Genomic DNA, 20,889 nt, shown 5'->3' on the forward strand with positions numbered 1-20,889 from the left:
GATGCCGCAAACAGAGCAAATCGCGTGCCGAAGTGAAATCGCAGGCTCAGCGGGCACTTCCTAGCGGCGCGTAGTGTCAGGTTACTGACATTGAGTCTCAATGCCGACAACCGGCGGAGCAAGTGCCCGACAAAGCCCTGTTCGTGCGCTGAATGTGAGGAGCTGTCCTTGCGCGATATTTCAAGCATCCGGATTGCCTGCAACAGGCGTGGTTTGCTGGAAACCACTCCGATGTCGGCGGCAACGATCAGGAAAATGAAACCCGCTCTCCGACATCTCGCCGGGTCGGATGGGCATGCGACGCGGAAGCCGCAGGGTCGGGTCGCCGAGCTTGGGAACCTACCTGCCTTGGTAGTTCGCGCACGCGAAATGCGACTGGTATATTCCATATCGTGCATACGCTCCAACTAGCGACATGCTACCCGACTTTGCCCTGTCGAAGTAGGTAGTCGCGGGAAAAGCCGGACGATCTGCAAGCGCGTTCGGTTTTTTCTTTGTTAGGTTCTTCCCTCAAATAATGCGGTGAATGGACTATCAGCGGGCGCGTTGCTATCTGCTACATGCGAACGAAATAGAAAGGGAGACCCGACACACGGGTCAGAGTTCCGGGTATCACCCTTCAAGTTGAAGGAAATTGGATTGTTTGCGCCGTCGCGGAAGGCGATGAATGGAACTCTTCTCGCTTTGCCATGAATCTTACATCCTCTCTAGTTGAGATATTTCTAAAGTATCATCCTTGCCGATTGTCGTTCGAGGCGTGACAGGAGAGAGCGAATCTGCTTCTTCCTAATCAAAGCATTTTGGAAGACGCCAATATGGATGAAGCAGAAAACGACCTGCGTTTGATCGCCGTTATGCGGCGCTACTTCGCTGTTAGGGACGAGCTGGCAGGTTTGAAGTCCGCGCTTGAGGACAAGCGAAAAGCGGCGGGAATCGCGGTCGGCGAATTTTATCACGTGCGCGCCGACAACCAGCATGCAAAGGATGTAAGTCGCACCGTCGCGCTGAGACGGGAGCTGGAGTTTCTGATGAGCCTTGCCGAAGGCTGGTCCCGGGGAGACATCATTCATCTCGCCCCATCAGCCGAATGATCTGGCAAGCGCCGATGCTGCGGCGTGTCCTGTCGGGTTAGGAACGACCCCTCGCCGGGTCGCTCCTCCCTAAGACCGTACGCGCAGTTTCCCCGCATACGGCTCAAGCCTCCACTAGGCCCTGTTTGACCAGAGCCGCCAGTTCCTGTTTATCGGCAGAGTGGGCGGTTCCATCAGGCCGATCCGTAGTTTCCGAGGGCAGACCACGCCTGCGGCGAAGTAGCGGTCCCACATCGGATCAAACGGATTCGCTTCGGCCCGGATTTTGCGGTGGCGACGAATAGGAACGTCGGGTGTATGGAGTAACCGCCGGAACGTGATATTTCCGGCAGTATCCTCGACTGCTGCGCGGAATACCCAGTCTCGCCCTCGCTATCGGCCCAGTGATCGGATGCGGCGCCATGTGAGGACTGCGTCTGGACCCGGAGGCGAGATTGATTGCTGGCGGGAAGCGTTAGCGGCTCAACCCGAAAAATAATGGCCATCCGAGTTCGCGAGCTTTCGGAAAGGCGAGTCAAGGAATCCGCCGGGATGGAAAATGGTCTCTGCGCTTGCTGCGGGAAACGCCATCGTCCTTGCACCTTCGGAACTGCGGCCGTTCTCCATACCTCTACATCCCGACATCGCCAAGTGAGATTTACGGAATCGACCGCCGCCGGCGGCGCGATCATGAAACGATCGCATCCACCCAAATCAAACTGATGACGCTCGAGCTCGGAGGCAAGAGTCTTCCGCGGACTTGAAGGTCGCGGCCCGCTTCGTCGCCCGCTTCGGCAGGCGTTGCGAGCGTCGCGGACGTTGCTCGTCGACATGACTTGGTGCCGCAGCGGATTTACACCTGGCGCCGGCAGTTTGCGAAGAGGGCAGAAGTGCCCGGTGACGATTGGGCCAAGCAGCGAGTTTGAGGAACGCCAGAGACATGCCGGCCGCGAATTGTATTCATTCAAACAATCAATTTTACGCAGCGCCCCGAACGCCTTAAAAATTGCAGGACAGATGGAGTCGAACGAAACCTGAGCGGGTAAGTCATTGAGTTCGCTGCCCGCGAGCTGAAGACGACCGGGGAGTCTTCAAGTCCATCCGCAGATGCGTGCGACGGACGTAAGTTCGCAAGACGATATCACCTTTGTCGAGGTCGGCTAAGCAGCTAGACCTTTCCGGCCGATTGTGCCAACTCCCGACCAGGTTGAGCTGTGTGCAATCGGGGAGTCCTTTCGGGTTTACGGCACCTGCTAGAACGTGTGTGACGGCCGCAAGGGAGCATCATCTTTCTAACCGGAAAGTTCCCGCTGAGGGAAGTTTCCGGGGAGTGTGTTGCATCGCCCCGCCTCCGATTGTGACAGCGGCAGAACTCGACACGACGCACCAATTATCGATCACCTATTGCAGCCTCCGATTACGACGAAATTTGGCTTCAAACACGATTGAGGTGAGGCATGTTGTATAACTTCCTGCTTGCGTCCTGGGGGACGTCGGGTAATCTGGGCCCGTTGCTGACTGCAGCTCGACAACTGCAACGGGTTGGCCATAGCGCCCGCATTATGGCTGATCCAGAGATGCGGCGTGAAGTGGCTGCGGCGGGTTTCGACTTCGTCTCCTGGCGGCGTGCCCCGATGGGGATCGACGCGGATCCTGCCTGCTTTTCAGACATGCAGGACTGGTTCCAAAAGGCGGTGTTCGGCCCGGCGCCAGCCTACGCAGCCGACGTCCAGGATGAGATCGGCCGCATACCGACGGATGCTGTCATTGCCATCGATATGTTGTTTGGTGCCGTGTTGGGCGCCGAAGCCGCTGGCGTGCCGATCGCAATGTTGTCACCCCATGTGAGCCTTCGCCCTTTGCCAGGAATTCCGCCGGCCGCCAGCGGATTGGCGCAGCCGCAGACGCCAGAAGAGCGGATCGCGATCGCGGCGGCGAACGAAAATTGGGCTTGCTTCCTGGACCAATTCCTTTCGCTTCTAAACGAGGCGCGTGCCGGCCTCGGCCTGTCCGGTTTGGCCAGGACGGTGGATTTATTTGAGTGTGCCGATCGGTACTTGCTGGCGATCAGCCGGACCTTCGATTTTGAGGCCGACCTTCTACCGGACAACGTTCGTTATGTTGGGCCACTGCTGGAGCAGCCAAATTGGTCAAGGAGCTGGAAGGCGCCTTGGCCTGTGGACGCCAATCGACCTCGTGTGCTCGTCGCCTGCAGCTCCGGCGCTCAGGGTCAAGACGACTTGGTTCAACGGATCATTTGCGCATTGGGTACGCTGGACGTGCACGCGGTGGCGACCATCGGACCTCATGTTGACGCGGGGAAGCTGGTCGCCCCCGCGAACGTGCATCTGTTGCACGGCGCTCCGCATGACACAGTGATGAAGGAAGTCTGCCTTTTGATAACGCAGGGCGGCCACGGCACCGTCAGCCGGGGGCTGATAAACGGTCTACCGCAACTGGTGCTCCCCAACGGGCGCGACCAGGGGGATAATGCTGCACGAGTTGTGTCGAAGGGAGCTGGTCTTCGACTACCCCCGAGTGCTAGCGAAGCCGAGATCGCCCATGCCGTCAGTGGCCTGTTACAGGAGCCGCGCTATCGCGATGCGGCGCGCCGCTTGGGCGATGGCATCAAAGCTGAAATCGCCGCCTCCGGTCTCATTGACGAATTGGAGGCTATGGTGGCAAATAAATCCATTGTTGGATCGGCGACCTGATGCGGGCGGCTTGATCGTGCATTCGGATTGTTCGATTTTATCGTCGGTGCGCTCAGGCATTTCCTCCATGGGTATTTAGGCACCGATATCTTTCCTTCGATGCTTGCCTACCGGGCAAGTCGATCTTCGTCTCCGGCTTGGTGCCGCTCACAGTTCATCATGTTCAAGTGCTGCCCCATTTGCCACGGGCATTCTCAACTGGATCAGTTTGCAATCGGCAAGCCATTGCTCTCGCGGTCTGAGTGCCGCGGGTCGTTCCCCTCTATGACACAAACACTCTACCCTTTGCTGGCGAGCCCAAAAAAGAGCCGAACCCCATGAATGTAGCCGAATCGAGCCCCGTCCTGATGAACCGCGCCGGGGTGTGCCTTGCGCACTTCGAAGCAATATCGGCTTCGCCCCTAAGTCCGCCGCTCGTCCTGATTCACGGCTGGACCGGCGATCACAGGATATTCACGCCGCAGATCGAATATTTTGCTAAAAGTCGGCACGTCATGGCGGTAAACCTCCGCGGTCACGGAGACAGCGACGCGCCGAAGCAGGAGTACACGATCGAGGATTTTGCTGACGACGTAGCGTGGCAATGCAGCGAGCGGAACCTGGTGAAACCGCTGATCATCGGCCACAGCATGGGTGGATCGGTCGCACTCGAGCTGTGCGGCCGCCATCCTGAGCTGGCCTCTGGTGTGGTGATGATCGATTCTATTGTCACGCCCCGGTGGGCGCTTCGCGACAGCCCCGAAATTGATCAGTTCCTGGATGCAATTTCGAGCTCAAACTATCGGGAGGTTTTGCGAAAAAACGCGTGGTCCATGGCCCTCGACTACGACGACCCTTCCAGGCGCGAGAGCATCCACAACACCTATATCCGCGCCTCGTGCGAGAAGACACCGCAGCATGTGGCGTATTCTGCAATGCGCAATTTCATCCTCAACTATGATGCGTCTCCTGCGGCAACGCGTTGCAAGGTCCCGATGGCCTACATCGCTGCCGATGTGCCGCTGGTGAGCGCTGCATGTGATCTCGACTGGCTAAAGGTTCGCTGCTCCCAACTCGTTTTGGCCAAGACGCTGTTGGCTGGCCATTTCAATACCATCGAGGTGGCTGACCAGGTAAATGCGATGCTCGACCGCTTCTTAGCAGTCGGCCTTAGGCCGCGCCCCACCACCCGGATGTAACGGATGTGCCTAATAGACTGGTTTGCGATGCTATGCCGACCGAGGCCAGCCGAATTCGTGTAGGGTCCGCTGTCGCGACCGACATGAAATCTGGCGGGGAGTGTAAAGGCGTTCTCAAGGCAAGCGGCGCTTGATCGTCGTTAATGTAACCGTGGTGCGGATTGCCCGGCACGACCTGTCATGCCATGAAAGTTTCGCCTCGTTGCTCGCCAAGCGGGCATTAGACCTGATCTGTGTTTCGATGACGCGCTCTATACCGCGGGTCGAACGGCCGGTTACAACAGCCGCACGCGCATCGCCCACAGCCGCACCATCTTCTTGTCATTTGACCGCTAACCATCGCCATCACGGCCGCATTTGCGTATTCGCCTGACCTTTGCGCCTCCTTGCAGGCGTGAATCGTACGCATGTTTCTTGGGAGGCTAGCGAGACGAAAATGGTCGCTCTCCGCTCCGTGACCAAATATGTGGTCGCTCGCCACCATCACCGGGCAGGGCAATCCATTCGTCACGTGATGGCCGACCAAGCACTCCTGAGAGCCTCGGCGAGGCGCACCTTCCCGCCCGTGCACTCAATACCAGGCCTGGTGACCTATGCGCGCCTTCGCCCTTGTGGGGAAATCAGTACGAGGATCGTCTCAGAGCCATATGGAAGTGACAAACCTGGAGCGGTTGCGACATTGCAGTGCGACTTATCCTACAAGGCCTTCATGCTCCCAAGCCTTTGATTCCAGAGGGTCAGTTCAGATGCGCTTGATTGGCACAGCTCTTGCCGAGACGAGAGGCGGAGCGGTTTGTTTCAACCGCTTGGACGTTGGATTTCGGCGAGGTAAATTATGCGCGGTACATTTCTGAATAGATTGGTGTTGGCTATGGTTTTGGCGATGGCATTCACCATGGCGGCTTCTGCCAAGGCGCCGATGACCACTGTTGCCAAGCCGATCGATTCCAACCCTAACAACGCTCCCAACGACGCCGCCGACCCTCGCGCCTATCTGAATGAGATTGACGGCGAAAAGGCGATGGTCTGGGTGAAGGCGCATAACCAATCAACCGTCAACAAACTGTCGAAAGATCCACGCTATGGCGAATATCAGGCTGACATTCTGAAGATCTTGCAAGCCACCGATCGCATTGTTCGGCCCGGCTTCGCGCATGGCAGCACGATCGACAACTTTTGGCAGGACGGCACGCACGTGCAGGGTCTGTGGCGGCGGACGAGCTGGGAAGCCTACAGGTCTGGAAGCCCTCAATGGCGCGTCATTCTCGATGTCGAGGCGCTGTCCAAACTCGAGGATAAGACCTGGGTGCTCAGAAGCGAGAACTGCCTGCCGCCCGTCGACAATCTCTGCCTGCTCAGCCTGTCTGATGGCGGCAAGGATGCAGATGTGGTGCGCGAATTCGACATCGCCAGGGGCCAGTTCGTTAAGGAAGGCTTCGTCCTGCCTGAGGGCAAGCAGTCGGCGACTTGGGTGGACGAGAACACCATCTACGTGACTCGGGAATGGACGCCGGGCGAAGTGACGGATTCCGGCTACGGCTACGTCACCAAGGTGCTGAAGCGGGGCCAGAGCCTCGATCAGGCGGTCGAGATTTTTCGCGGCGACAAGAAAGACGTCTCGTCTCGCCGCAGCGTGATGCGCGACATTGATGGCAAGTATGTGATGGACATCTCCTATCGCGACCTCGACTCGTTCAACACAGAACTAGCCTTCTACCCGAACGGTCACACCGATAACCGCAAGGTCGTTCTGCCATTCCCGACCACAGCTGCTTTAAGTGGCTACTACAAGGGCCAGGCAATCTACAATTTGAAGTCGGACTGGGCCTCGGCCAATGGCACCGTCTTCCACAATGGCGCGCTAATCGCTTTCGATCTCCGCGCGGCGCTCGCCGATCCGGCGCACGTTGAACCACTTGTGCTGTTCATGCCGAACGACCACCAGTCTGTCCAAGGGATTACCCAGACGAAAAATCATCTTGTGCTGTCGATCCAGTCGAATGTCAGCAGCGAGGTACGCAGCTTTGATTTCGGCAAGAATGGCTGGTCGTCCTTTAAATTGGCCCTGCCGGAAAATTCGACTTTGTCCGTGACGTCGAGCGACAATGAGAGCGATCACCTGTTCATCTTCTCGGAAGGTTTCCTCGAACCCTCCACCCTTTTTTACGCGGATGCTGCAAGCGGCAATGTCGAGAAGCTCAAGTCGAGCCCGGAACGCTTCGATGCTGAAGACCTGCAAGTACAGCAGTTCTGGGCGACCTCGGAGGATGGAACGAAAGTTCCCTACTTCCTCGTGGCGCGCAAAGATATTAAGCTCGACGGCACGAACCCCACCATCCTCTATGCTTATGGCGGTTTTGAAATTTCAATGCGTCCCACCTATTTGGCAACACTTGGCAAGTTGTGGTTGGAAAAGGGGGGTGCCTACGCGCTGGCCAATATACGAGGGGGTGGCGAATTCGGACCAAAATGGCACGAGGCCGGTTTGAAAACCCATCGTCAGCGTGTCTATGACGACTTCCAGGCCGTGGCGCAGGACCTGATCGCGAAGAAGGTTACCTCGGCACCGCATCTCGGGATCATGGGTGGTTCGAACGGCGGCCTGCTGATGGGCGTGCAACTGACCGAGCGCCCTGATCTATGGAACGCGGCCGTGATCCAGGTGCCGCTTCTCGACATGGTCAACTTCACCCACATGTCGGCAGGAGCCTCGTGGCAGGGCGAATATGGCAATCCGGACGATCCTGTCGAAGGCGCCTTTCTGCGCTCGATCTCGCCATATCATAACGTAAGGGCGGGTGTGGGTTATCCGGAGCCTTTCTTCGAAACCTCGACCAAAGATGACCGCGTCGGTCCGGCGCACGCGCGCAAAATGGCCGCCCTGTTCGAAGATATGAGTCTGCCCTTCTACTATTACGAAAACATCGAGGGCGGCCACGCCGCTGCCGCCAACCTGCAGGAACGCGCGCGCCTCTACGCGCTCGAATACACCTACATGTCTCAAAAACTCATGGACAATAAGTGAGCATGGATCCTCGCGATTGGAACGGATTTGCAATCCGGTTCGAGTAAAGGATCGGACCGTTGCCGCGTGCGTTTCTTTGGCGGCGGACACGCACGACAAAATCGGGTTGTATCAAGCCCCAATGCTTCTTCCGCGCTCAGAAGACCTATCTGGTCTTACGCAAGATCGCCTTACGTCCCTCGATAATTTCTTGGCACCGTATTTGCGCGAACTGATCAACCCAGGTTCGTTCCTATCGATCCGGCGTCCTGATCCGAATGCCGATCGACCGGAATTAGGACGAGACAACTGGAAAAACTGGAGACTGCTTTGGAGGATGCTTCAAAACACGCGCAGACGGCACTCGCCGTGCTCCGAATCGTTACCGCCCTGCTGCTCATTGAACATGGCGCCATGAAGCTAGCCGGATTCCCCGCGTTCGGCGTTGGCGGAGCAGGGGACGAAGCCAATTTATCCACTCTGATGCTGATTTTTAGCCTTCGGGAGGTGTTCGGCGGCCTGGCTGTGCTGACTGGCCTCCTGACCAGACCGGTTGCATTCCTTTTATCCGGGCAGATGGGCCTCGGCTATTGGACTACCAATTTCTCAGGCAAGAGCGCCTTTCCCGTGCCGAACGGCGGCGATGGTACGCTCCTGTTTTGCTTCATCTTTCTTTATCTGGCCTCTACAGGGCCCGGGGCTTGGAGCTTTGACGCAAAGATGAAGCGAATATGAGAGGGGCTTCGTGACTGCAGCGGGAAGAATCGTACGTCCGGAACCACCATCGTTGAATTCCCCGCTTTGGATCGTATCGGGAAGTCACCGTATGACATCTGGTCAGCAAACATGCTGAAGAGTAAGTGACGACTGACCTAGAGAAGCTCTCCTTCTTTATTCAGAATATACCACGAACTTATTGGGGATCGCGAGCGTCAACCTTTGCGGTTGACAATGCCGATTGCCTGTCGACATAGGTATACAACAACATTAGGTCGACAAGAAGCGGCGTCGAGGTGGAACCCGCCACGGGCGAATGCTAGTAGACGAAACCAAAAACAACCGCTCTCCGAGCGCCGTAATCGGCCAACCCTTCAGTCCACGCCTAAGAGGCGAAGGCGACTGAAGATCCTGAGGCAGATGTCATGCCTGCCAACACTCGGATAAGAGTGGAGAGGAAATAAACCGCCTCGTCACTGGAGGTTTCGGGCGCCGGGCAAGCTATGTTCAATTAAAAAATGGTTGTCGCAAGCTCTATGAAACTCGAGAGACGATCTTGTATGAACCGACAAGATCGATGTCGCTGGCACCTGGAGAACACATGATGGAAAATAGCGCCGATGATGCCGTTTTTCGATATTGCGGCTCAACGTTCGATAGCATGATCGAAACTCTCAGCGAGGTTTTCGGGACATTCGACGCTGAACTCGTAAGTCGCTCCCAAGAGTTCCATTGGGGGATCGATCTTTCGACTTGTGAAGGCGCCGTGTTGATTACCGGTTCCCATCAGGATGGGTTTCAGTTCCGCACGGAATGGTGCTCGGGTGCAACGGAGCATCTATCGATCGTGGTGCCGCGCAGCGGTGGCATGGGGGTTACGTACGGTCGGCGCACCGCCGAGGCAGCACAAGGGAAATTGCTGCTTTACCGGAATTTCGAGCCTGACGGCATCGTGATGCACGGGCAAGCCAATCTAATAGATGAGTTGGTGCTTGATTGGGCCTTATTCCAACGGACAATTTGCGAGACTTTTGACGTGCCTTTCAATGGCTCCCTTGACCTCCTGCCTGAGCTGGATCTGTCAACGCCAGTTGGCCGCACGATCGGCAATCTCGCCGAAACAATCATCGACGGAATGCGCGCTAATGGTCCGCTTTTGCAGTCTCCTATAGCCATGGCACATATTTCGCAGGCGCTCGCCGATGTGGTGATAAGGATGGTGCCTCATCGGCTATTGCATCTGCTGGATAAGAAACCCAGCATGATCGCTCCCAGACATGTTCGACGCGGGATCGAGTTCATGCGGGCCAATATCGACCAGCCGATTACAATGCCGATGGTGGCAGACGCAGCGGTGGTTTCCACCCGAGCGCTCGAAGCTGGTTTTCGTGCTTTTAAGGACATGACACCCGCAGCCTATCTACAAATGCTTCGGTTGCGGGCAGCACGGGAAGACCTGCTAGATCCAGAGAACCGCATGCTTTTGAAAGACATCTGCCTGAAATGGGGGTTCTTTCAGTTCGGGAGGTTTTCCGCAGTTTATAGGGCGCACTATGGAGAAAATCCGTCTGAAACAAGGAGAGGCGCTTGCGGGTTGCATTCTTTTAGCGCCCCGGGACGAAAAAAGATTGGCTGGAAATGACGGACCGATTGTTTTCAAGGCGAAACGATCATGTTGGATTTCAACCGCTACCTTGTCTTCGTCATTCTTGCCATCGGTTCCACAGCGTTGGAACTCCCGTCAGTACGCGATAAAAAAATTAAGCCGCAGACCCGCGAATTGCGGACACACTGTATCGGCACAAAACGAACGTCCGGTGTCCGAACGTTGTTTCGATAAACGCTCGGTTGGGTCTGCACCCAGCGGTCAAATAACCAGGCCGCCGACAGAAAGTGAGTGAGACCTGCCAGGTTGAAGAGCACCAGTGCCCTACGAGGACTGGAATACCGCCGCTTTCAAAAAGACGTGGTCTCCTGTGGCGCAGTTTCTGCCCGCCAACCGCTTGTGCCGGCCGATATCCCCTTACTGTAAGGCGACGGCCAGGGTGGCAGCAGTCAAGAAGCATGACTCCGGCGGCTTGCCGATTACTGCGGCGGCTCGTGGATTGGCGATAGCCATTTGCGAAACGAATTGGTCTTATCCAAACAATCGATTTTCAATCGCCGCCGACATCGCATACGGCAATTACGTCGTTCCAATTCGTCGGAGCAATTCTAATGTACGTTCTCGATTTAGAGGAGATGGCCCAGTTCTTCGTGAAATCGTTCACGCTGGTTGCGATATTTGCTACGACATGCGTCGTACTCGAGGTGATCTTTCCGGCTTATCGATATAGCTTTGCCTCGTACGTTCGCGGCGCGCGGAATTGGGTTATTCGCATTGGATGCGGTGCTGTAATCTGGCACTTGTATGCTCTGGGTTTGCAATTGTTAGGGATTAAACCGCTCCTTCTGTAACGGGCTGTCCCGAGTCAATCCCTTTTGAGCTTAATCCCTCGCCGAGTGCTTGCTTCTGTCCGAACAAAAAACAGAGCCTACGCCGACCGTAAAGATCGTAAAAAAATATCAGTGCAGCCAGACGGCTGCGCTCGGTTCAGACGGGAATGCGTGCACAATATGCAAAGCGTCAGCGCAAGCGACGGCAACCCCGATCCGGTGTATTTTGCTCGGGGCGTGCTGCCAAGGTATTGCAAACAAGCGCTGTTCAAAGCAGGGAAATTCTTTGGACCTTTGCGCCGAAATTGTACCATGGTCTATATTGGTTTCAGTATTTTGAGAGCACCCATGGACAATCAGGCGCAACAGCCAAACCGCGAACATCACTTTTGCGTCTCAACTGCCAAGTTTCTGTTCCACCACCCTCAGCATGGCATTGTGGCTGCGCGTGATCCCATTAAGCTCGCGGACGCTAAGCAATATGGACTGAGTCCGATTTTGCTTTATGGCGTTGCTGTCGCCCGCCTGCCAATCCGCTGGCTGACATTCTCTACCGTTACCCATCGCAGAACATTTCGCGAAGTGTTGCTGACGGCATGGGGAAGCGCGCAGGGATCGCGTGGCTTGCCAGACATTCTCCGTGTGAACCGCTTCTGTAACGGGCTGTCCCGAGTCAATCCCTTTTGAGCTTAATCCCTCGCCGAGTGCTTGCTTCTGTCCGCAGTCGACGCCGGGGTCGCTGCTTTATGGGGTCTGCTGAGGACCGGCTGGCCAATCTAAGGACGCGCAGTCACCTCAGTGCTGCTTGCGGTTCATCGGCCTATCCGCTCCATCGTCCCGGCGAAGGGACCTTGCTCCGGTGGGCTGATGGTGGTGCCCGCCCGAAACCTTGTCTTGTTGTCTCGCTTCCTGCTCAGGCGGTCATGGCTGACGCCGCCTTGTGGGGAATGAAGTTGGTTTTATCCCTGAGCATGTGGTGCAACACCACCGCCAGCTTACGGGCCAGCGCAACACGCGCCTTTCTGGGTCCCGCACGTCTTGCAACCGCCAGCGCCCAGCTTTTGAGATCCGAACCCTTCACGGGGCGCGTCAGGATGACATTGGCCGCCTCGTAGAGCGCGGTTCGTACGCCCGCATCACCGATCTTCGAGATGCGGCCGCTATAATCGGTTTCGCCCGATTGATACTTCTTGGGCGTCAATCCGAAATGCGGCCCCACCGCTCGTGATGATCGGAAGCGCTCAGGCGCGTCAACAGCCGACACGAATGTCAGCGCCACCAGCACGCCAACGCCGGGCGTCGTCATCAGCCGACGTGCATTATCGTCCTGACGGGCCATGACACGCAGCTTTCGTTCAAAACCTGCAAATTCGTCCATAAGCGCGTCGCGCACCTTCAACAGTGAAACGGTGATCGCCTCCAAGGTCGGATGACCTTCAATCAGCTCGCGGATCCGTGCCGCATAGGTGCGCCGCGTGGTCGGCCCTACCTTGAGGCCGAAACCGCGCAGAATGCCCCGGAGGCTCATCTCGATGTCGTGAAGTTTTCCCTGGATGAGCTTGCGTGCGGTCAGCAGCGCTCGCACCTCCTGGGCCGGAAGAGATTTGCAGTGGACCGGCCTGAACCAGCCAAGCCGCATTAACTGCGCAATACCCCGTGCGTCCTTCTTGTCGGTCTTCACGGGCATCGTCTTGAAGGCCGCCCGCACGTGGCGCGTCTCGATCAGTTCGACCGCCAGATCCGCCTTCGCCATTTCCGCGTAAAGCCATTGCGACAAGGGGCCAGCCTCAAGACCAATTCGTTCCATCGCCGCGCCCTGCTCGCCAAACCAGGCGATCAGCGCATCGGGTTCACTGTGGACCTTTGCCTCGCGCACGATGCGGCCATCCGCATCCACCACGCACACACTCGAGTATTCCAACGAGACATCGATTCCGGCATACTGCTTCATGGTCGTCTCTCCGTGATGCTATGGAGCAGGCCACTCCTGACTCCGCGACACCATCATTGTGAGGGACGACCACCAAGCCTTCAAACTCGCCTGGCTGGGATCCGCCCGTTACACCATCTAACGGTCAATTTTGGTGCCTTGCTTCACTCTAGCAATCCGCTCATCAACACGGGGCTCGCCGTCCTTTCAGGTGTGCTCGTCGCGATAGCCGGTGACTTCTTCTATTATTGGATGCATCGCGCCCAACACGCCGTTCCGTTCCTTTGGCGCCTGCATGCCACTCATCACTCAATTCGTGAACTGACGGCCTGGAATTGCAATCATCATTTTACCGAGCCATTTGTATACGCATTGTTTGTCACGCTACCACTTACGCTGGTTAACTTCGAATCAGGCGTCGTGCCCGTCGTTGCCATGACCCTAATTACCTTTCAGGCCCACCTTTCTCACTCTAGCACACGAGTCAACCTTGGGCCGCTCCGATACATTATCGGCGACAACAAATTCCACCGCATTCACCACTCGATGGAACCGCATCATCGGCATCGAAACTATGGGTTCTTTACGACGGTATGGGACACGATTTTCCGCACGGCATATTGGCCGAAAAAGGACGAGTGGCCGCAAGTTGGTCTCCGAGATCAGTCCGAACCACTCACCGTACGTGACTATTTTATGTTTCCGTTTGATAAGCGACGTTGGATCAGAACCAAGGTCGGAAATGGTATGCGGGGAGTTGAGGCTGGCGGATTGAACGCGGCGGAAAGAGATGGACCTGTTCGTTCGGATATCAGTTCCGCAGCTTGAAGTTCAAAGAGTTGGGTCTGATCTAAACTTGGTGGCGGCCTTGATCAGGAGGCTGCTTAGCGAGAAGATCTGCAAGGCTGCGGCCCACCGTTTGGTGATGATCCTATCCGGCAAGTTGAGCACGAGGGTCGGCTCAGATCCGTTTCATCTTAGCATCAAAGCTCCCCGGCCCGGCCAAGACCAGATACAGGACGACGAAGCAAAACAGGATTAAGCCATCGCCGCCGCCTGCGGGCAGCATTGGCGAAAACCAACTGTCCTGCCGGTGCCTCGCCGCCTGAGGGGAAGCCAAATAGTTTCACAGTGCCATGTTCAGTGAATAGCCGCGCGGCAACAATCCAGAGCACGGCAAGTGCCGTCTGCGTGTTTTGAAACGTTCCTTCAAATTAGTATTGAGCCTCTTCGCCGCATCATAAACTCCCGCTCAATCGGGATCCGGGTCAGAAGGCGCTCGACCGCTGGGATGAACCGAATTGATCTCTGGCAAATATCACGCCAATAGAAATTCGCAGAGGACGTGAAACCATTGTTACGCATGGAAAGGTCTTTCCGGGCGCCGAAGGGGATTGCCCTCCGAACAGATCGACTACCGATATAGCGATGACAAAAGGCCTGCCGTTCACTCGCTGAAGTTCACCAGGATGCTGTGCGGATCGCTCTTTCTTTCCCACCAAATGGGCCCGCTGTCGGACTGCGCGATATTCAATTTTCCGCCCACTATGCGATTTGCGAAGAAAGTTTTCACAGAGCGTCTTTGCGCTGTGAAAACGTCAATTTGTATTACTAATGAGGAGTACTGATAGGTTTGTAGGGCGTACATACACGCTGTGGATAGATAAGTTATGCGGTTCAATGGGCTTGACCTAAATCTCCTAGTCGCGCTCGACGCCCTGATGAGCGAACGCAATCTGACGGCGGCGGCGCGCAGTATCAACCTGAGCCAGCCAGCCATGAGCGCGGCGGTCGCACGGTTGCGCACCTATTTCCAAGATGAGCTGTTTACGATGGCCGGCCGCGAATTTATCCCCACCCGGCGGGCTGAAGGTATCGCGCCGGCGGTGCGCGAGGCTCTGCTGCAGATTCAGCTCTCCATTATTTCGAGGGAGCCGTTTGACCCGGCTAGGTCGGATCGCCGCTTCAAAATTGTGCTTTCCGATTACGTTACACTCGTGTTTTTCGAAAGGATTGCGGAGCGTGTCGCGCGAGAAGCTCCCGGCGTCAGCTTCGAATTTCTTCCCCCCGGCGATGATAATGAAGACCTTCTTCGGCGCGGCGACGTTGATTTTTTCATTCTGCCGGAAATATTCTTATCAAACGCCCATCCCCAAGCGAGACTGTTCGATGATGTCCACGTGTGCGTAGGCTGCACCTCGAACAAGCAACTGGAAGAGCCGTTTACGTTCGAGAGATACATGTCGATGGGGCACGTTGTGGCCAAATTCTATACGCGGAGGCCGGGACTCGAGGATTCGTGCCTCCTCGAGCACGGTCGCGAGAGACGGATCGACGTCGTCGTACATGGCTTCAGTATGATTCCGTCCATGGTTTCGGGCAATGAGCGCATAGGAACCATGCCCTTACGGCTGGCGCAGCACTTCGCAAGAACAATGCCGCTGCGCATCGTCGAGCTTCCGCTGCCACGACACCTTCCGTTCACCGAAGCCGTTCAATGGCATGAACTTCACAATAGTGATCCGGGAAGCGTCTGGATGCGCGAAATGCTGTTTGAGGAGGCGTCCCGCATGGTTTCGCCGATTGCCACGACCGCGCCGCTCAGCAACTCAAACCAGCACGAATGTTGTCCTGCGCACATGTGATCCGAAAACTTCATCGGGCCATGACTATTATATGGCTGCCATAGCGCCGTTTCGGGCGCCGCGCTATACGCCGCGCGTTAATGCTGCCGGCAAGCTTATACGTTCCCGCGCCCGCTCGCCGACCGCTTTGACGATAGTGGGATTAGCTTAACACCGGGGACGCTAGTTTAGGGTAGCCGATCGCGAACATCGCTCATCCATGACCTCACGTTTTGCCGGTCTGTCTGCCGCTCAACGATGTCGGAGATGCGACTACGCCGTGAGGGCCACTTGGGTGATCTTGTTGGAAAGTGGCACTTTGAGCCATCGGCAGATCCGGATAATGCACGCGCCCCGCCGAAGAGTAGATGATTGCGTCCATCGCTCGTATGTGACTGCTGGGCTGCCGGACAATTGCCGCAGGGTATCTTGTCGACGTGCTCACTGCCCAGTTGGATCAATGTCGCGGACATGGTCATGAAGAACCCCCGGTCAACGCCGTGCCAAGATTGTAGGACTCGGCGCGGCGATGGCGGGTGATCAAATTGATCGGTGATCGTGGGGTTGCTCACTGCTTTGCGGGCGCGGATTTCTGCAGTTTGTCGTCAAGTTTCTTCACGAGAACAGGATCCTTCTGTGCAGCGGCCAGAATTTCGTTGTATTCGTCCACTGAAATATTGGGAGAGGTCTGAACGGCCTGTATCATCTGTTTTCTTGCCTCGCTCCGTAGCTCTTGCTTCGCTGTCTCATCCGGCGCCGCCTTGATCTTGGCCGCGTACTCCTGCCTAATCTTGTCCACCTGGAGATAGGCGACGGCAAAAGCTTCGATCTTCTGGTCACTGATGGCCGCAGCCGCACCATTGCCATCTGGTTGCCCTTGGGCGGGTTGCGTCTCTTGCGCCGCTGCAGGATTGCTGAGAAACATCAAGCCCAAAACTGCAGCGGTCAACGATGCGGCAGAGATGTAACGATCGATCATTTTAATTCCTCTCATATAGTGCGGGGGACAAGGCTTCTTTCCCAGCGTAAAGCCAAAAGCGGTGATATAGCCGGCTTCGGTCGACGAGGATTCGGCGACAATGTGGCCTTCAATGCTTGCCATAGGACGATAGCGAGGCGATCATGATACCATGAACGGGGCGCTGCCGAGAACTTTGCCATCATCAGGAGCATATGAACCGGATGCGACGGCGAGGAGCTTGACGTTTAGCATCCAACTGGACGGCCAGCACGGCGCAGGAAAAGTTGTTGGGGCTCCAAATTATGGCGCATCAGTTAAGACGAGCCATAAATTCGGATTGAATAGTGGCTGCTGTGTAAAGGGAAGCATCCAGCGGCAGGGTCCCAAATGCAAGTTGACACAGAAGATAGTTGGCGCCTGCCTCTTCTACCTGGCTAAGTAATGTTTGTCTCACCGACGCCGCCGACCCTGCGATGCATAACTCGTTCTCAACCGCCTCGTCGAAAGTCAGCGGCAGGTTTGGTGGAGTCTGCAGGTCATTTAGCTCGTAAAGGAATTCAAAGCTGGCGAGCCAGTGTTCGTAAGCCGGCGCTGCGAGCACCCAGGCTTCGCGGTCAGAACGCCCAATCACGATCATGCGAAGCAAGCCACGAAACGAGGATTGATCATCTTCGCCCGTGTTCTCTTTTCGATGGGCGCGGAAGGCGTCAGTAATTTTGCGGACAGAAGAGGACGGTCCCAGGCACGCGATGTTTGCGCCGTTCGCAGCGGCCCAGCGGGCCGATTCGGGTCTACCTGTGGCAATCCACATCGGTGGATGCGGGCTTTGATGAGGTTTTAGTGTCAAAGGTATGTTGCTCAGCTCAAAATGCTGGCCCTTATGGGACAACGTGCCGCCTCTCATCGCATTAAGAAGAATTTCACTGGCTTCCGCATAGCAGCCTGGTGCCGCGTCCGCACACATCCCGAAATAACTTAATTCGATCGGGAGAGAACCGCGTCCAATCCCGACCTCAACTCTGCCGCCGCTCAATTGGTCCAGCATACAGATTTCTTCAAAAGCACGCAGCGGGTGATAAAGGGGCAGCAGCATGACAAGTGGCCCGATACGAATCCAACGCGTACGCTGCGCGACGCTCGATAAAAACAGATTTGGCGATGGCCCTCTCCCATGTGGAGTACAGTGGTGCTCAGCAAGGTGATAAGCGTAAAAACCAAGGCCGTCGCACGCCTCGGCTAACCTCAGGCGATCTGAGTACTGCTGGGCTATGTCGCAGCCGTTGTCGTCCAGATGATCGAAGATGCCGAAGGTCAGATTAGAAGGAATGGCATTTCCCATTCGATTGTCTCCAATGTTAGATGAAAGATGTCGATTCAAGCGATGAAGAGGCGGTCTATGCTCCGGCCGTGGTTCTCCACGACGAGGCATCAAAAGGCACCAGGGTCAGTGCAATCGCCGACACCGGTTGTGTCGACCTCATTTGGTGCGGAGATCTGGGTATCCCGGCCAAATCGACTTGGCTGTTTCTGTGGTGTCGGCAAAAACAAAGATTAGCCGTGCGTGACCGGCTGCATCTTCAGGCTTTTAGAAATGTCAGCGGCGGCTGATAGGAATGCATCCATTTGGGTTTTTGAACCGACGCTTACGCGAATATGATTTTCCAGGCCGTCATCGGGAAAGACGGCAACAAGTATCTTTCGTCTTCTCAACGATGCTTGCCACCACGTGCCGTTTTGCCCAGGTGGTGCGCGAGCAAGCAAGAAATTTGCATGAGACGGGGTCACCGAAAATCCGAGTTTAGAGAGTGCGGCCGTGGTTCGGTGTCTTTCATCTTTGATATGTTTGTGGTTCTCGGCGTAGGCGGCGCGGTGCGAGAGGATGCTGGTGCCGACCGCGTGGGCAATAAGATTCATATTGAAGAGATTTTGGCTGTTACGCAGCCTTCCGATAAGTTCAGGATGACCGAAGCCGAAACCAATGCGAATACCGGCGGCGGCGTAGCTTTTAGAAAATGTTCTTAAGACCAGCAGGTTCGAATGGCGATTGATAAGTCGTAGAGCATCGTCGGGCGCAAAATCGACATACGCCTCATCCAACACTATCAAACGGTCGGATTGCGCAGCGAGCCTGTCGATCTCGGCTATTGGAACAAAGGTTCCGCTCGGGTTATTCGGATTGGCCAGCAGGATGAACTTTGCCTCTTTTGCGGGACCGAGAAGCAATTGCTCTATCGGCAACGAATAAGCTTTGCTCCATTCGATTTCGAGAAATTGAGCACCCTGCAACAAGGCTAGTTTGCGGTTGAACGAAAAACCTGGCGACATCATCGCCACGCTATCACCCGGAGCAAGGAAAGCCCTGTAGATTAGCCCCAGCAGTTCAGACGATCCATTGCCGGCGATCACCTGATCGCGGGAGAGGCCATACGCATTGGCGGCCGCTTCCCGCAAGCAGCGATTATCATCCTCCGGATAAAGGTAATGCCGTTTGAGGGCGGCAATCGCGCTTCGCATCACCAGCATTGGCAACGGAAATGGATTCTCATTCGTGTCCAGCTTAACGCAATTGGCTTCAGGACCCGGCTGTTTAGCCGGAATAGCGTCGAGCTGTCTCACCGTCTGCGAAAGAGCCGAAAGCACACTTTGCAGTTTTGCATCAGACATATCTTTTCTCCGTATCAGTTAGTCGAACCCGCTAGCATGTGATCGGCAGTCCTAGCTGAAGCCCATGTATCTTCGTTCCGCTTCGACGACGGCAGCAACGATCATCCTGTCCGCAGATCGCCACGCAACGCTAACCCTCTAAAACCGCAATTTGCTCAAGCCTTTGAAATTAGAGCGGCGCCTTTGGACCAGCCGCCTCTCACGATGTGATTTGGCGGCCAATGCCGCCAGCTTGCCCCCGCCGTTTTCGAATGCGGCTCTCACCCGGCCCATCCCCTAAAGTGGTAGTCTCGGCAAAACTCCGAAGGCAGCTGACGGGATCGCAATCGCGACCGACCGCGTCGAGACCGGCAGAAACGTGCAGCTCGCTTGGACGATCACCACGGAAATCTTCATGAGGGCCTCCTGGAGCATGAAATTACAAGCCGAGAGCTACGGACTGGATCGAGACCTCAAACACGACCATGCGAGCGAGATCGATACCGTCCGTCGGCGGATTGGGTATTCTGATCTGCCCAATACCTTCGCCACTGATGAGCCGGCCGTCGCCAGTGGGATCAATGGGGACATCGTCGACATCCCTGCCGAGGAGGCTTATCGTCATGTGAACCACCACTGATTAGCATCGCCGACCCCACCGTCGGTGGAGCACTTCACCGCCTATTTACGCTTGATCGGCCCATCGGGATAATCGATTGATTTAATAGGACTCATCCAAATGTCGGATGGTTGCGGCAAGCTTCGCATCACAGCGGTGAAAATCGACCAGGGCAGGTGTCGTCGGTTCGTGCCCGCGGCGGCGTCGCTCGTGGCAGCGCAATAGACTGCCGGCCATGGCTCTCGCGGGCTCCTCGACTCACCGCCGCATCGACATTGCAATGTCCTAATCATCGTCTCGGCACGATTTGCTGCAGGCGATGTTCAGGCCGTCATTCCAACGCGATCGGAAGTACAGGCTCTCCCTTGAGTCTGATGCGGGCACTATCTCGCGATTTTCATTGGAGGATTAGGTTATCGTCGAATTTGGCGGCGATCGCCGGCTCCGCTCGTGCTGTCGGCACCCTCGCCGGCATTGGCGAGAAGACCGACCGGCGGGACTGGGTGTTCGAGGAAGCTGCGGGACTATAGCGCGGGCTTAATGCGAGCCTGGCTCGCGGGCAAATGACATATTTTGATGCAAGCGCCGCTGCGAGCAACCTCCCAGCGTCGAGAAGCATGTTGCCTCCAGCTGCAGCTCCTGATCCGCCTTTCCTTCGGATAGAGACGTAGCCGCAAATGCTTAGAGGCTGCCTCAAAAAGAGGTGGGTGATTTCAGCAGGTTATGATTCCTTCGGATTTGCGAGATTCGATGGAGAACACGATGGCCTGGACCAAAATCACCCGTCGGCAATATGCCCGGCGAACGGCACGCTACGCAAGCGATATGACGGATCGGGAATGGGGTCTGGTTCAGCCTTTCCTGCCAATGCCGCGCCGCTTGGGCCGCCCGCGGACCACGGATTTGCGAGAGGTGGTGAATGCCCTGCTTTACATCGCCACAACTGGTTGCCAATGGCGGATGCTGCCGAAGGATTTTCCACCCTGCTCGACC

15 protein-coding genes and 3 pseudogenes are annotated in these 20,889 nt (G+C 56.2%); 12 read left to right on the top strand and 6 right to left on the bottom strand.

The features are described 5' to 3' along the window. Nucleotides 1-815: 815 nt before the first annotated feature. The 9 genes and pseudogenes from GA0061101_RS31365 to GA0061101_RS39030 all read left to right on the top strand — a co-directional run bounded on the left by GA0061101_RS31365 (nucleotide 816) and on the right by GA0061101_RS39030 (nucleotide 11,806). Complete coding sequence (locus GA0061101_RS31365; RefSeq protein WP_004120034.1) at nucleotides 816-1,091, top strand: hypothetical protein; 276 nt, start codon at nucleotides 816-818, stop codon at nucleotides 1,089-1,091. Between the two features lie 529 nt (nucleotides 1,092-1,620). Continuing rightward, nucleotides 1,621-1,819, top strand: a pseudogene (locus GA0061101_RS40435) (aldehyde dehydrogenase family protein); the annotation flags it as partial. 66 nt (nucleotides 1,820-1,885) lie between these two features. Beyond that, a pseudogene (locus tag GA0061101_RS41180) lies at nucleotides 1,886-1,996 on the top strand (transposase); the annotation flags it as partial. 531 nt (nucleotides 1,997-2,527) lie between these two features. After that, nucleotides 2,528-3,784, top strand: coding sequence for a glycosyltransferase (locus GA0061101_RS31385; protein WP_004120036.1), 1,257 nt, complete (start codon nucleotides 2,528-2,530; stop codon nucleotides 3,782-3,784). A gap of 317 nt (nucleotides 3,785-4,101) precedes the next feature. Beyond that, nucleotides 4,102-4,962 (top strand): alpha/beta fold hydrolase, encoded by an 861-nt coding sequence (locus GA0061101_RS31390; protein ID WP_004120039.1) that lies wholly within the window; start codon nucleotides 4,102-4,104, stop codon nucleotides 4,960-4,962. Nucleotides 4,963-5,797: 835 nt separating this feature from the next. After that, nucleotides 5,798-7,987, top strand: coding sequence for a prolyl oligopeptidase family serine peptidase (locus tag GA0061101_RS31395; RefSeq protein WP_004120041.1), 2,190 nt, complete (start codon nucleotides 5,798-5,800; stop codon nucleotides 7,985-7,987). A gap of 309 nt (nucleotides 7,988-8,296) precedes the next feature. Beyond that, a complete protein-coding gene (locus GA0061101_RS31400) occupies nucleotides 8,297-8,701 on the top strand; it encodes a DoxX family protein (RefSeq protein ID WP_004120043.1) in 405 nt (134 codons plus the stop codon). A 583-nt stretch (nucleotides 8,702-9,284) separates the two neighbouring features. Beyond that, nucleotides 9,285-10,325 (top strand): helix-turn-helix transcriptional regulator, encoded by a 1,041-nt coding sequence (locus GA0061101_RS31405; RefSeq protein ID WP_004120045.1) that lies wholly within the window; start codon nucleotides 9,285-9,287, stop codon nucleotides 10,323-10,325. Nucleotides 10,326-11,299: 974 nt separating this feature from the next. Next, nucleotides 11,300-11,806, top strand: coding sequence for a hypothetical protein (locus GA0061101_RS39030; RefSeq protein WP_141694141.1), 507 nt, complete (start codon nucleotides 11,300-11,302; stop codon nucleotides 11,804-11,806). A gap of 226 nt (nucleotides 11,807-12,032) precedes the next feature. On the opposite strand, the gene GA0061101_RS31415 is transcribed toward GA0061101_RS39030, so the two are convergent. Next, the gene (locus GA0061101_RS31415; RefSeq protein WP_004119987.1) at nucleotides 12,033-13,070 is read right to left on the bottom strand and encodes an IS110 family RNA-guided transposase; all 1,038 of its coding nucleotides are present in this window, start codon (nucleotides 13,068-13,070) and stop codon (nucleotides 12,033-12,035) included. Between the two features lie 138 nt (nucleotides 13,071-13,208). Here GA0061101_RS31415 and GA0061101_RS31420 point away from each other — a divergent pair, with 138 nt between their 5' ends. Further along, nucleotides 13,209-13,877 (top strand): sterol desaturase family protein, encoded by a 669-nt coding sequence (locus GA0061101_RS31420; RefSeq protein WP_240535458.1) that lies wholly within the window; start codon nucleotides 13,209-13,211, stop codon nucleotides 13,875-13,877. Between the two features lie 133 nt (nucleotides 13,878-14,010). On the opposite strand, the pseudogene GA0061101_RS40440 reads toward GA0061101_RS31420, so the two are convergent. Then, nucleotides 14,011-14,224, bottom strand: a pseudogene (locus GA0061101_RS40440) (hypothetical protein). 495 nt (nucleotides 14,225-14,719) lie between these two features. Here GA0061101_RS40440 and GA0061101_RS31425 point away from each other — a divergent pair. Further along, complete coding sequence (locus GA0061101_RS31425) at nucleotides 14,720-15,694, top strand: LysR family transcriptional regulator (RefSeq protein ID WP_004120053.1); 975 nt, start codon at nucleotides 14,720-14,722, stop codon at nucleotides 15,692-15,694. 547 nt (nucleotides 15,695-16,241) lie between these two features. On the opposite strand, the gene GA0061101_RS31430 is transcribed toward GA0061101_RS31425, so the two are convergent. The 4 genes from GA0061101_RS31430 to GA0061101_RS39915 all read right to left on the bottom strand — a co-directional run bounded on the left by GA0061101_RS31430 (nucleotide 16,242) and on the right by GA0061101_RS39915 (nucleotide 19,902). After that, on the bottom strand, nucleotides 16,242-16,652 hold the full coding sequence (locus GA0061101_RS31430; protein WP_028755370.1) for a DUF4168 domain-containing protein: 411 nt from the start codon (nucleotides 16,650-16,652) through the stop codon (nucleotides 16,242-16,244). 292 nt (nucleotides 16,653-16,944) lie between these two features. Continuing rightward, nucleotides 16,945-17,973: an LLM class flavin-dependent oxidoreductase gene (locus GA0061101_RS31435; protein ID WP_004120058.1), complete on the bottom strand. Its 1,029-nt coding sequence runs from the start codon at nucleotides 17,971-17,973 to the stop codon at nucleotides 16,945-16,947. A 212-nt stretch (nucleotides 17,974-18,185) separates the two neighbouring features. Continuing rightward, nucleotides 18,186-19,298 (bottom strand): pyridoxal phosphate-dependent aminotransferase, encoded by a 1,113-nt coding sequence (locus GA0061101_RS31440; RefSeq protein ID WP_004120061.1) that lies wholly within the window; start codon nucleotides 19,296-19,298, stop codon nucleotides 18,186-18,188. Nucleotides 19,299-19,716: 418 nt separating this feature from the next. Beyond that, complete coding sequence (locus GA0061101_RS39915; RefSeq protein ID WP_172831088.1) at nucleotides 19,717-19,902, bottom strand: hypothetical protein; 186 nt, start codon at nucleotides 19,900-19,902, stop codon at nucleotides 19,717-19,719. 756 nt (nucleotides 19,903-20,658) lie between these two features. Here GA0061101_RS39915 and GA0061101_RS31455 point away from each other — a divergent pair. Then, nucleotides 20,659-20,889, top strand: a 231-nt coding sequence (locus GA0061101_RS31455) for a transposase (RefSeq protein WP_141694143.1), incomplete at its 3' end; no start/stop codon positions are given.

Origin of the sequence: Martinezella lusitana (assembly GCF_900094565.1) — a bacterium.
GTDB classification, from domain to species: Bacteria; Pseudomonadota; Alphaproteobacteria; order Rhizobiales; family Rhizobiaceae; genus Rhizobium; species Rhizobium lusitanum.